Origin of the sequence: Alkalicoccus saliphilus (assembly GCF_003044065.1) — a bacterium.
Taxonomy (GTDB): Bacteria; Bacillota; Bacilli; order Bacillales; family Salisediminibacteriaceae; genus Alkalicoccus; species Alkalicoccus saliphilus.
The window spans coordinates 1-11,892 of sequence record NZ_PZJJ01000055.1; the positions used below are offsets into that span (position 1 = coordinate 1).

Annotated in this window: 10 protein-coding genes; 6 read left to right on the forward strand and 4 right to left on the reverse strand. The window is 46.5% G+C overall.

The window, feature by feature from the left end:
- Positions 1 to 154: 154 nt before the first annotated feature.
- The 3 genes from C6Y45_RS16675 to C6Y45_RS16685 all read right to left on the reverse strand — a co-directional run bounded on the left by C6Y45_RS16675 (position 155) and on the right by C6Y45_RS16685 (position 3,587).
- The gene (locus C6Y45_RS16675) at positions 155 to 991 is read right to left on the reverse strand and encodes a DUF2817 domain-containing protein (RefSeq protein WP_160058476.1); all 837 of its coding nucleotides are present in this window, start codon (positions 989 to 991) and stop codon (positions 155 to 157) included.
- A complete protein-coding gene (locus tag C6Y45_RS16680) occupies positions 988 to 1,422 on the reverse strand; it encodes a hypothetical protein (RefSeq protein ID WP_107586358.1) in 435 nt (144 codons plus the stop codon). The genes C6Y45_RS16675 and C6Y45_RS16680 overlap by 4 nt, the downstream gene beginning before the upstream one ends.
- A gap of 209 nt (positions 1,423 to 1,631) precedes the next feature.
- Positions 1,632 to 3,587, reverse strand: coding sequence for an aconitate hydratase (locus C6Y45_RS16685; protein ID WP_107586359.1), 1,956 nt, complete (start codon positions 3,585 to 3,587; stop codon positions 1,632 to 1,634).
- Between the two features lie 172 nt (positions 3,588 to 3,759).
- Between C6Y45_RS16685 and C6Y45_RS17735 the strand changes: the two genes are divergently transcribed.
- Complete coding sequence (locus tag C6Y45_RS17735) at positions 3,760 to 3,930, forward strand: hypothetical protein (protein ID WP_160058478.1); 171 nt, start codon at positions 3,760 to 3,762, stop codon at positions 3,928 to 3,930.
- A 497-nt stretch (positions 3,931 to 4,427) separates the two neighbouring features.
- Here C6Y45_RS17735 and C6Y45_RS16690 read toward each other — a convergent pair whose 3' ends face one another.
- Positions 4,428 to 5,627, reverse strand: a complete 1,200-nt coding sequence (locus C6Y45_RS16690; protein ID WP_107586360.1) for a LysM peptidoglycan-binding domain-containing protein — start codon at positions 5,625 to 5,627, stop codon at positions 4,428 to 4,430.
- Between the two features lie 663 nt (positions 5,628 to 6,290).
- Here C6Y45_RS16690 and C6Y45_RS16700 point away from each other — a divergent pair.
- From C6Y45_RS16700 to C6Y45_RS16725, 5 genes are all read left to right on the forward strand, one after another.
- Entirely contained in the window at positions 6,291 to 6,563 is a 273-nt protein-coding gene (locus C6Y45_RS16700) for a hypothetical protein (protein WP_107586362.1), read from the forward strand.
- Between the two features lie 120 nt (positions 6,564 to 6,683).
- On the forward strand, positions 6,684 to 6,989 hold the full coding sequence (locus C6Y45_RS16705; RefSeq protein ID WP_107586363.1) for a DUF4212 domain-containing protein: 306 nt from the start codon (positions 6,684 to 6,686) through the stop codon (positions 6,987 to 6,989).
- Between the two features lie 51 nt (positions 6,990 to 7,040).
- Positions 7,041 to 8,702, forward strand: a complete 1,662-nt coding sequence (locus tag C6Y45_RS16710) for a sodium:solute symporter family protein (protein WP_107586364.1) — start codon at positions 7,041 to 7,043, stop codon at positions 8,700 to 8,702.
- The gene (locus C6Y45_RS16715) at positions 8,683 to 10,611 is read left to right on the forward strand and encodes a DUF294 nucleotidyltransferase-like domain-containing protein (RefSeq protein ID WP_107586365.1); all 1,929 of its coding nucleotides are present in this window, start codon (positions 8,683 to 8,685) and stop codon (positions 10,609 to 10,611) included. Before C6Y45_RS16710 ends, C6Y45_RS16715 begins: the two co-directional genes overlap by 20 nt.
- Before the next feature lie 400 nt (positions 10,612 to 11,011).
- A complete protein-coding gene (locus tag C6Y45_RS16725) occupies positions 11,012 to 11,677 on the forward strand; it encodes a 3'-5' exonuclease (RefSeq protein WP_425427881.1) in 666 nt (221 codons plus the stop codon).
- Positions 11,678 to 11,892: the final 215 nt, after the last annotated feature.

The following is an 11,892-nucleotide window of genomic DNA, read 5'->3' on the forward strand; positions in this document are numbered from 1 at the left end:
ACCTTTCGAACTCCTAGTTTTTACCAAAAATGCTAGGGTTCTTTCCTACGGGCTTTTTTCTTGAATATGTCCTTTGATAAACAAATATCATCTTATTTTTTCATTGACATACTACCGCAGGTCTTCAAGTAAGAATCTATTCTTTCTAATCCTTTTAAAGTACCTGTTTACCGGTACCTCCAAGTATCCCACGCCGGAAATACAAATCCGCATACAGACACGTACAAAGAATAGCATTAAAGCCGAATTCCGCTTTACTCTGCAGACTGCCCAACGGAGCTTCACGGGCAGCTTCCACAATGACGCTGAAAACTGAATGGCTGCTCTTGGATGGCTGACCAGAAATCCAGCCCCGTCCAATATTGACGTTTTCCTGAACAGGTTCCCGGTACCATTCGATCTGGTTGTGCCCCCGTATAAACTTCATCGACTTTATAATGGATTCCCCGAGAAATACGATGTTTTTATTCCCCAGACCACCGACACCAATCGTTTCTTTTGGCATTTCTGCCGTATGGTTATCTGCAACGAGCACCGGCTTCAGTTCTGCAATCCGTTTTTTGACAATTTCTACTTCCGCGTATTTATCTTTATGATAGACACGGTTTAAGTCCACCTCATCTTTTGACAGGCGGCGGCTGTGTTCAAAGCCGAACGGATTAATCACTGGTATGCAGTAAAAACTATAACGGATGCGAAGGGTTTCGAAAAAGTGGCGAACTGGAGGTTCTGCTTTTTCCGGGTCAATAACGCAGTCAAAAAAGTGAAGAGTCCAGTAAGTCGATTCCCACTCCTCTCCGTGAATGCATGCACTTAATAATATGACCGGTTTGTTTTCCATATCTCCATATTTCAATCCGTATATACAGCTTTTTTCATCACTGGCCGTACCTAGTTTTTCGTAATCATATTCTCGAAGCAGCCTGGATTCGAGTTCCTTATACGTCTGTTTTTTATAGGGATGAGGAGTTGACTGCGGGAAAGTAATCATCGCAGATCTCTTCCTCTCAGCCGGATACTGTAATGAATTTCTTCTTCTGTTTCTGATGTATGCTCCATTTCCACCCGGCATCCTTCCGGAAAACGGGCCGGCGTTTCATTAAAATTAAAAGCGTACCGGTACGTACCGGTATCATATTCCAGAACAGTCCACTGCGGGGCAGGATAAGCGGCAATATTATAAGGAGAATTTCCTGGAAAACTTTGTTCGGTACTGCAGCGGAGTGCTCCATAATTATAGTCTTTAATCCAGATGTTCATCTGGATACCTTTTTCGGCTGCTCCCCCCCACACCGCCCACGTTAACCCATCGAGTTCAACGCAGCTGTCTGTATGAAAAATAGTTTCTTTTCCTCTTTTGATAGATCCGGATGTCTGAAGATGCAGCTGATTTTCCGTACTGATTTTCTGCTGCTGTTCCACTTTTATTCCCTCCTTATTTCCTAACAAATTATTCCGGAATGTCTGATGTATCTATTCCCGATATACCTAAAGCGCACACACTTTTTTAAATGATTTGTACTGATAAAAAAATGCTTTTTATTTGTATACTTAGCAGCACCATATAAAAAACCTCCACGACTTAATTCAATCGTGGAGGAAGTTTTCCTGTATACGTTAATAATATTGATTTATGGGGTTTTCTGCTTTCCTTCTTTAATCCAGTTGATTAAGCCGCCTTCAAGAAGTATTTCTACCTGGCGGGGGGACAACGCGTGCTCCAGTTCCAGCTCTTTATCCTTTCCTTCTACAACTGCCGGAATAAAGTTTCCTTTTTCCAGAGAGGAACGGATATTTTTCATGTGGATAACGTCCCCGCTTTCCAGGTCATCGTAGTCCGACTCATTTTTAAATGTTACCGGGAGGACACCGAAATTCACAAGGTTCTGCCAGTGAATACGGGCGAAATCTTTCGTAATAACGACACGCAGACCGAGATACCTCGGTGCAAGTGCCGCATGCTCCCGGCTCGACCCCTGACCATAATTGGATCCGCCGACGATGGCATGACCTTTCTCATACTGCATTTCCTTCGTTCTTTCATAGTACGTTTCGTCGAGCATCTCAAAAGAGAACTTGCTTATTTCCGGCAGGTTGCTCCGGAAAGGAAGGACACGTGAACCGCCGGCAAGAATGTCGTCCGTCGATACATTGTCACCAAGCTTCATAATTACCGGTACGTGAATGTCCTCCGGCAGTTTTTCCATTTCTGGGATCGCCGCGATATTAGGACCGCGCTGAATCTCCACCTTTTTTGCTTCTTCGAGCGGCAGCGGTTCTTCCAGCAGTTTAAAGTCAAGCTTAGGTTCATCCGGATCTTTCACCCTTGGATAGTCCATTTCGAGCGTTCTCGGGTCGGTAATTTTCCCGGTTAACGCGGAAGCAGCAGCGGTTTCCGGACTGCATAGAAATACGCTGTCTTCTTTTGTTCCGGAACGGCCCGGGAAGTTACGCGGGGTGGTGCGCAGACTGTTTTTGCCTGTCGCAGGCGCCTGTCCCATACCAATACAGCCATTACATCCGGCCTGGTGGAGTCTTGCTCCTGAAGCGAGGAGACTTGCAATATGACCATCCGCTACGAGGTCTGCAAGCATCTGCCGTGACGTCGGGTTAATATCGAAAGATAGACCCGGTGCGATCTGCTTTCCTTTAACAATTTCGGCAGCAACTGCAAAGTCCCGGTAACCCGGATTCGCCGACGACCCAATATAAGACTGGTAGATGTCCTCACCCGCTACTTCCGCTACCGGAACGACGTTACCCGGACTCGTAGGTTTAGCTATGAGAGGTTCCAGGGTCGACAGATCGATTGTTTCTTCAATATCATACGACGCGCCTTCATCCGCTTTCAGCTCCACCCAGTCTTCCTCACGCTGCTGACTCTTTAAGAAACGGCGTATTTCTTCATCGGATGGGAAAACGGTGCCTGTTGCACCAAGCTCTGCCCCCATATTGGCAATAACATGACGGTCCATCGCACTTAAGTTTTTCAGACCGGGACCGTAATATTCCATGATTGTACCGACTCCGCCTTTGACGTCATGGCGGCGCAGCATTTCCAGAATTACATCTTTGGCACTCACCCACTCCGGCAGGTCTCCAGTCAAATAAATTCCCCAGATTTTCGGCATTTTAACGTTGAACGGCTCTCCTGCAATCGCCTGTGCTACGTCAATACCGCCGGCTCCCATCGCAAGCATTCCCATACAGCCGTTAGCACACGTGTGGCTGTCTGAACCGAGGAGGGTTTTCCCCGGGACAGCAAGCCGCTGCATGTGTACAGGATGGCTCACTCCGTTGCCGGGAGCGCTGTAATACAAACCGAACTTTTGCGCTGCACTCTCGAGAAAGAGATGGTCGTCCGGGTTTCTGCTGTCTGCCTGAATCATATTATGGTCCACGTACTGGGCAGAAGCTTCTGTCTGTGCCTGCTCCACTTCCATCGCTTCCAGCTCAAGCATAACCATTGTTCCCGTCGCATCCTGAGTCAGCGTCTGATCAATCTTTAAACCAATCTCGCTCCCTGGTTTCATTTCTCCGCTGACGAGATGATCTTTAATAATTTTCTGAGAAACGTTTAAATTCATGTATTTTCCCTCCTTATTATAGTACGTGCCCGTTTCTTCTTCACTTATTCTTATTCCTTTCTGATTATTCAGGTAAACGTATAAAACATTTCGCCTATGGCTTTTTCAGCTTCCTCTCCCTGAAATTATAATTAACACAGTGCTTATTTATATTGAACTATAAGAATAGTAAATGAAGAAAATAAAAGCTGTGTTACTCGTCGCCCCACTCGCAGTCATTCGTCTCATTATTCGGAAGGAATCATTTGAAGGAACGGGTCAGACGATCCCTTATATTATAATTGTTATTGCACCAGCGGCAGCGGTCGGCTCCCTGCTTTCCAAAAAAGCTTCAACCGAGTAGAGCGAATCCACGCCGCCAAAAACTGCTGATCAAAACCCAAACGAGATGCGTGATGGAAACATTGATGGTGATTCGAAACATGTAAAATAAAAACCACAACGCGGACGAGGAAAATTAAAAAAATAAAGCCCTCAGACGGGTCAGAATAAGAGGCTCTCTCCCACTTTTGTACGTAATGTAAATTCAGCTGTGAATATGTGAACAGTCTTCCAGCCGAGCCCGGCCCTGAAAAGTTTAATAAAGCTCGCAGCATTTCCGGTTTAATGAATTGTTTACTTTAGATTTTCATCCGGCTCTGCTGACGCAATACACGTATAAGGGCCCGGTCGAGAACATTAAAATTCAGATGCTTCCCGCTATTTAGGCGTTTCCGCGCAGTAAATTTAAACAATTGTTCGTTGGACCGAATTTATACACTTAAGTAATCAAATAGAAAAATCCTTCATAACATCATTCGTTATGAAGGCAGTATATAACTTAAAGTATTCAGCTGGTTTTTATTTTGGAATTTTGAGAACCTGACCGACCCGGATTACATTTGCATTTGAAATGTTATTAGCTGCCGTGATTTTCTGAACGGTAGTGTTATATTTCGCTGCAATAGCATACAGCGTGTCCCCAGCTTTTACGGTATAGGTTGTGGTTGATGGAGGAGCTGCTGCATCTGCTTTAAGCTTCAGAACCTGCCCGACCTGCAGAACATTCGGATTGCTCAGTTTATTCAAGGAAGTCAATGCACTCACTGTAGTGTTATATTTTTTAGCAATGCTGTAAAGTGTACCCCCTGATTTCACCGTATAAGTGCTGCCAGTCGATGGTGGAGGCTGTGAAGGTGTTTCTGCTTTCACTTTCAGCACCTGCCCAATTTGCAAAGCATTCGGATTGCTCAGCTTGTTCAGTGATGTAAGCGCACTCACTGTAGTGTTATATTTTTTGGCAATGCTGTAAAGCGTATCCCCTGCCTTGACAGTGTAGGTCGTGCCGGTAGCTGGAGCAGTCTGCAGGTTCAGCATTTCGGATACAGTAACAAATTTGTACCCTTTTGCTTTCAACTGCTTAATAATTTCCGGGAGAGCCGAAGGTGTCCCGGGAGCACCGGCCCCCGTATGCATCAAAACGATCGAACCCGGTGTGATGTTATTAACAACCTTGTTAACAATCTGAGTCTTTGAAACCCCTTTCCAGTCTACGGTATCAATGTTCCACTGGATCGTATGCGTGTATCCCGCAGCCCCTACTCCGGAAAGAACAGCATTATTGGATGCGCCGAATGGAGCACGGAAAATTGGCTTCGTTGATTTACCGGTAACGCTCTTCGCCAGCGCTTCTGTTTTGTCTAGCTCGCTTTTCATCTGTGAAGCAGTAAGACTCGTAAAATACGGGTGGGTGAAGGAATGGTTGCCTATCTGATGGCCGCGGTCCGTAATCTTTTTTATTTCTGCCGGATGATGCTTCAGTCCCGTGCCGGTAAGAAAAAAGGTAGCTTTTACATTTTCCGTCTGCAGCGTGTTCAAAATTTTTGAAATGTTTGTTCCATCCGCTCCGTCATCAAACGTCAGTGCCACGACTTTACTTGATGTATTTCCCTGAGTGACAAACTTGGAACTTGCAGCATCTGCAGTTCCGGGGTTAAAAGAAAAAGCAGTAACAAGCAGCAGGATCATGGCCAGCCCCAGCTTCAGCAGTTTCTTACCCATTTTCCTCACCTTCCCAGACCAGTATTGCTGACCATTTCCAGCATATGTATAAAAACACCGCTTTTTCTATTTGTAAAATAGTTCTATTTATACTAAGTATACTCCTATTTCTAAGTAAATGCTGGTTTTTATTTACTGTAAGATCGTTGTTACTAAAGGGTTTTTAAGGCTTTCACAATTTTACTAATTCTGCTCCGTTCGTACTTTTTTTCTTTATGCTGATAAATTTTTTCGGTAAATTATACTTAAGTTGTTGACTTTATGTCTGAAAATTTGAAATAATTAATACGTACCATTCCTTTACATATTAGGAAGGAAGAAATCGCTGCTCCGCTGTCACTTCAGCGGACCTTTTTCCGTAAGTCTGTTATAGGTCAGAATCAGGAATGGCAGCGTATAATCGAACAGATTCCGGCAGCAGCAGACCGGATGACCAGTCAGTCATTAGAAAGAGGGGAAATGTATGTGGATACTTATCGCGTTCTGGATTGTCGTTGCGCTCTCTATTTTTGCGACCGTGAAATACCGTAAACCGCAGCTCCTGACCGTTCCATTGTTTGCGATGGCAATCTTCATGGTAGTACAGATAGCCATGGTCCCAATGCCGTTTTGGGATACGGTACGGTTTGTTTTTAGTCTGAGATAGCCGGGAGGCGGTATTACATGAGCAGAACAGCAGAAAAAAATCCATATGTCTGCGCCTCATGTGAAAGCAGCAACGTGATGATCATGCAGAAATGGCGCTACTTGTTTTTAACATCGATGCTCCCGGTGCTGGTTGTCCTGGCCGTCAGCATCTTCATTGAACCGCTGTTTCTTTTATTTATTCCAGCAGTTCTTGTAACAAACTACATTATATCTGCCAGAAAGACACCGATGGTCATGTGCCGGGACTGCCGGCATATTGAAAAAGGAGCCTCACTTTCCCGGCGGTAGTACTGTGCAGAAATTTTTGAAAGCGATTTCAAAAAGGTTGACTGAATTCGGCTTGAAGGGGGTGAATGCCGACGGTTGTCGTGAATAAATGAGCATTTTTACAAAAAGGAGGAAGTTAAAATGCAGAAAGTAGAGAAGAAAGTAGCAGATCAATATTTTAAAATCCGTACAACGCTCGTTGTCGTCTTTTTAATCATTGGTTTTTCTGTATCCTTCGGTGTCGCTTTCTTTGCCGAAGCGATCAACGAATCAGGTGCCATGATCATGGGCATGCCCGCCCACTATTACATGGGAGCTCAGGGAGCTGTTGTCACCTTTGTAATTCTGCTGTTCCTGAATGCTATTATCAGCGATCAGGTTGATAAAAAATTCGGAATTGACGAGAAGCAGAACGTTAAAATCAGCGGCGGCGGAGCTGATCATTAAACCGGCTCCCGGCTTTTTTGCAGGATACAATTTCTTGAGGAGGGATAATGCGTGGACCAGCAGTCGCTAGTATCACTCATACTTATCTTACTAACATTTGCACTTTATATCGGGATTTCGGTCTACAATCGTGCCAAAGTAACATCCGACTTTTACGTAGCCAGCCGGGGTATTCCTCCGTTCTGGAACGGGATGGCTATCGGCGGGGACTGGATGAGTGCCGCATCTTTTATCGGGATGGCAGGTACAGTTATGATTCTCGGCTACGACGGTCTGGCCTATATTATGGGCTGGACGGGAGGCTATCTACTATTAACCTTCCTGCTTGCTCCGCAGCTTCGGAAGTACGGCCGTTTTACGGTCCCGGAATTTATCGGTGACCGGTTCGACAGCAACCCGGCCCGTCTGATCGCTGCGATTGCAACGATTATTATCAGTTTTACTTACATTATTGGACAGCTTTCCGGCTCCGGGGTAGTTATTGGACGTCTTCTGAACCTTCCTGCTTCCACCGGAGTAATGATCGGTGTAGTTGTTATCGCAATCTATGCCTCCCTCGGGGGTATGAAAGGTGTTACCTGGACCCAGGTAGCCCAGTACATGATTTTGATCACAGCGTATATTGTACCGATTGTATTTTTATCGCTTCAGATTTCAGGCAACCCGCTGCCGTGGCTTACATACGGGAATGTTGTCAATGAGCTCGGCGCGCTCGACAGGGAACTTGGTATTTCAGAGTACTTTGCCCCCTTTGAAGAAGGAAACAGGGCACAGTTTCTTGCCCTGCTGTTTACACTGATGGTCGGTACGGCGGCGCTCCCGCACGTTATCGTTCGTTTCTACACCGTTACAACGATGAAAGCTGCCCGCTGGAGCGGTGCCTGGGCCCTGCTTTTTATCGCTCTGCTTTATCTTTCCGCACCGGCCTATGCAGCGTTTTCACGCTTTGTTATTATGACACAGGTTGTCGGCTCTCCGATCGATGATCTCCCGGCCTGGACAGAGCCGTGGCTTAACACCGGTCTTCTGGAAATTGCCGACTCGGACGGAGACGGTGTACTTGCCTGGGAAGATCTCGTTATTCATCAGGATATTGTCGTAATGGCAACGCCTGAGATTGCAAACCTGGGAATGTTTGTTGTCGGTCTCGTCGCCGCAGGTGCGATGGCTGCTGCCCTTTCAACAGCAGGTGGTCTATTGATTACGATTTCCTCTTCCTTTGCACACGATATTTATTATCGTCTTATGAAGCCGGATGCAACGGACAGCAACCGACTGCTTGCCGGCCGGGTGGCGATCGTCCTTTCGACTATTGCAGCCGGACTGGTCGCACTTGATCCGCCTGGGGTTATTACCCAGATTATTGCCTGGGCCTTTGCCCTTGCCGGAGGTACCTTCTTCCCGGTACTGTTCCTTGGTGTATGGTGGAAGCGTATGAACCGTCAAGGCGCAATTGCCGGAATGCTCGGCGGCCTGACCGTAACGCTCACTTATATTTTCCTATCCATGGGAGGCGTTTCTTTCTTCGGTATCCAGGATACAGGGGCCGGAGTGTTCGGGGTTACCGCCAACCTTCTGCTTGTAATTATCGTTTCACTTATGACTCCTCCTCCGGAACAGCGTCTTCAGGACGAAGCTGTTGATCTGCGCTATCCGGAACAAATGACTTATAAAGATGGAGAGGTTTGGATGAATGATGAACAAGCCAAATAATTACCTTGAAAATGCACAGAAGCATCCTCTGTTCAGCGGCGCTCCCGCCGCTGAGCTGGAGGAGCTCCTGGAGCAGTGTGAATTGAACAGTTACAGCAAAGGAGACAAGATCCTCTACGCAAAATCTGCGCGGGAGGGTCTTCTCCTTATGCTTGAGGGTGTCGCGGAAGTTTCTGTTAACACCGGGCAGCAGGCCGGCGAACAGGAAGTACTTGAAGTTTTGGAAATGGGCGAAATGATCGGTTTTTCGAGCCTTGCAGATTTTCTTGGAGAACCGAACCCCCACGAAGAAAATTACACCGTGGAAGTAAGTGCAGCGGAAGATTCTGTATGCCTTCACATTCCCTATACGGTGCTTGAAGCACGATGGAATGATGAAGCTGTCAGGGATTATATGATGCGTCAGGTAGCCGTCCGGCTCCGGGAGATTTACGCTTCCCTCGCCGAACAGGTGAAACTTGCCCGCCAGTGGGGAGAAAGCGACCCGTTTATCCGCCGGGTGCAGGATTTAATGACTCAGCCTCCGATTACTATCGCCGCTTCCACACCAGTAAGGGATGTCGCACAGCATATGATGGAATCCGGTGTAAGTTCCCTTCTCATCCTTGATGATAAAGAAAAGCTGTGTGGAATTATTACTGAAAAAGATATTGTCTCCCGGGTCGTTGCTTCCGGAGACACCCGGGACAAGACAGCGGAAGATATTATGACGCCGAAGCCGTATACTGTTTCCCGCTCCGTCTATTATTATGAAGCACTGTCCAAATTTTTAATCAACGGTGTAAAACACATGCCTGTAACAGCCAATGGGCGGCCCCTTGGCATGGTTACACTTTCCGATCTTCTTCGAAAGAAAAACAGAGGTACATTCGACATCCTGCAGGAGATTGAGCAGTCGACGAGTGAAAACCTGCATGAAGTAAAACACGCAATTTACGGCGTTCTTGATAAACTGATTGAGGACGACATACCGGTTCTGCATATTATGGACGTTATTACAAGCCTTTATGACCGTCTAGTCCGTCACTGTGTCGATCTCGCACTCGAAAAAATGGAGGCAGAGGGCCACGGCAGACCACCTGTTTCCTTTGGATTTTTTGTTATGGGAAGCGGCGGCCGCGGCGAACAGTTTATGCTTTCAGACCAGGATCATTTTCTTGTTTATGAAAACGTGCCAAAAGACGAAGTAAAAAAAATTGATACCTACTTCAGTCTCTTTGGTAAATATATCGTTGAAATGATGGAAAGCGCCGGTTATCAGCGCTGCCGTGGTGATATGATGGCAAGCTTCACACAGTGGCGCGGCACTATCTCCCGCTGGGAAGAACGTTTAAGAACGTGGGGGCTCCGGGCTACGAATGATAATATACTCCTCGGCCACAACTTTCTTTCGTTCCGTTATTTATGCGGTGATGAAGTACTTCACGACCGGTTTACGTCGATGGTTAAGGATCAGTTCAAAAAATCCCGCATCTTTCTTTACCGTGCAGCAGAACAGGAAAAACAGTCGCCGGTGCCGACACTTGATCACCCAATCCGTGCAATTTTCCGTATGAAACGGGAGAAAATTGATATTAAAAAACAGGCACTCTTCCCTCTTTACCACGGGCTGCAGCTGCTCGGTGCGCATAATGGCATCGTCGAAGGTACACCGAAAGAACGGATCCGCCTGCTGCAGTCACAGAATGCTATCAGCAGAGACTTCGCCGACGATCTCCTGTTTGCTTACGAAGTCGTACTCTCTATCCGGGTATCACAGTCGTGGGGACGATACAAGCGCGGTGAGGAAAGCTCCAGTGAAGTGCACTTTGCTCACATGAAGAGCCGGGAAAAAGAAGAATTGATGATTGCACTGAAAACCATCCGTTCTCTTCAAAGCAAGACACTTGCTGCTTTTGGAATTATGTAATTTAAAAATCCAGCTGAATAAGTTAAACAAATTATTTATAAGTTTCTCAACCCGTTGCAGCCTTTATTAAAGTTCCGTTTTTTTGAAGGCTGCCTGCGGATCTTTACACCTGCCACGGAGAAAGTATGCGGCTGTCCTTCCGTCCGGGAGGACCTGCGCGCTTCCGCAGGCGTCTCTGCCCGGAAATCTCCTCCACGGCAGGCTGGTCGAAAGCGAAGTTTTTCTCCAGTGATCAACAGCCGACATTAACTCAGCTTTTCAAGAAGAAAATTTGTCTCCTGTTTCCTTTTACTTCATGACAAAGCGGTATTCTTCCAGTATAATAAAGAATATTCAGAAAATTTATTTAATATTCTGCTGCTGGTCGGTAAGCCGCACATAAAGGAGCGTTCCGGTTATGATGTTTTGGAAGAAAAAAAAGATGCACTATCAGCTGATGCAGGATAAGCCGCTTAACACCCCGATACGCGATCTGTCTTTTACTGTGTTCGACACGGAAGCCACCGGGTTCGCGGTTGGCGGACGGGACCGGATGATTGAAATCGGGGCGGTGCAGGTGGAAAATCTGCAGGTGACGGACCGCACGTTTCAAACGTATGTAAACCCCAACCGGGAAATTCCTGACCGCATTCAGAAACTTACAGGGATAACAGAGGAACATGTGGCCAACGCCCCGGAGGCATTTGAAGCGATCGAAAGCTTTTATGAATTTATCGAACGTAATGAAAGTGATGGATGGGTCGGCCACTATCTTGCTTTTGATGTGACCGTGCTTAAAAAAGAGCTTCTCCGTTACAAGTATACGTTCGATGAACCACTGTATATCGATACGCTTGATCTTATCGGTTTTCTGGCTCCATCCTGGGACATGCGGGATCTTCAGCACTACGCTCTGAACTTCGGAACGAAAATTTTCGAACGGCACAGTGCTGTTGGAGATGCGCTGACTACAGCCCACCTCCTTGTTGAGCTTCTACATTACCTCGAAGACCGCGGCAAAACAACGCTTGGAGATCTCTCCGACATAACAAGCCCTGAAAAAGGAAGCTGGGCCTTTCAACGGTAAACAGAAAAGAGAGTGCCTGCGGGCACTCTCTTTTTCAGGCTGTTTATAAAGTGTTTTTTATACATGCCTATGCATTTCCCTGCTTTCACCTCCGCAGGACGCTTTCTTACCCGCAGTCAATACTTTTTGTGTTTTTTTTTGAAGAAATAAGCAGGAAAGGCGGATCGGGGCGTGCTTCCCGGGTCAAAAAACCACGCTTCTGCTTAAAAAAGGAC

What these genes read in the sequence shown, in the direction of transcription:
- C6Y45_RS16675 (WP_160058476.1), bottom strand. Translation starts at nt 991, where the DNA reads ATGATTACTTTCCCGCAGTCAACTCCTCATCCCTATAAAAAACAGACG.
- C6Y45_RS16685 (WP_107586359.1), bottom strand. Translation starts at nt 3,587, where the DNA reads ATGAATTTAAACGTTTCTCAGAAAATTATTAAAGATCATCTCGTCAGC.
- C6Y45_RS17735 (WP_160058478.1), top strand. Translation starts at nt 3,760, where the DNA reads ATGAAGAAAATAAAAGCTGTGTTACTCGTCGCCCCACTCGCAGTCATT.
- C6Y45_RS16690 (WP_107586360.1), bottom strand. Translation starts at nt 5,627, where the DNA reads ATGGGTAAGAAACTGCTGAAGCTGGGGCTGGCCATGATCCTGCTGCTT.
- C6Y45_RS16700 (WP_107586362.1), top strand. Translation starts at nt 6,291, where the DNA reads ATGAGCAGAACAGCAGAAAAAAATCCATATGTCTGCGCCTCATGTGAA.
- C6Y45_RS16705 (WP_107586363.1), top strand. Translation starts at nt 6,684, where the DNA reads ATGCAGAAAGTAGAGAAGAAAGTAGCAGATCAATATTTTAAAATCCGT.
- C6Y45_RS16715 (WP_107586365.1), top strand. Translation starts at nt 8,683, where the DNA reads ATGATGAACAAGCCAAATAATTACCTTGAAAATGCACAGAAGCATCCT.
- C6Y45_RS16725 (WP_425427881.1), top strand. Translation starts at nt 11,012, where the DNA reads ATGTTTTGGAAGAAAAAAAAGATGCACTATCAGCTGATGCAGGATAAG.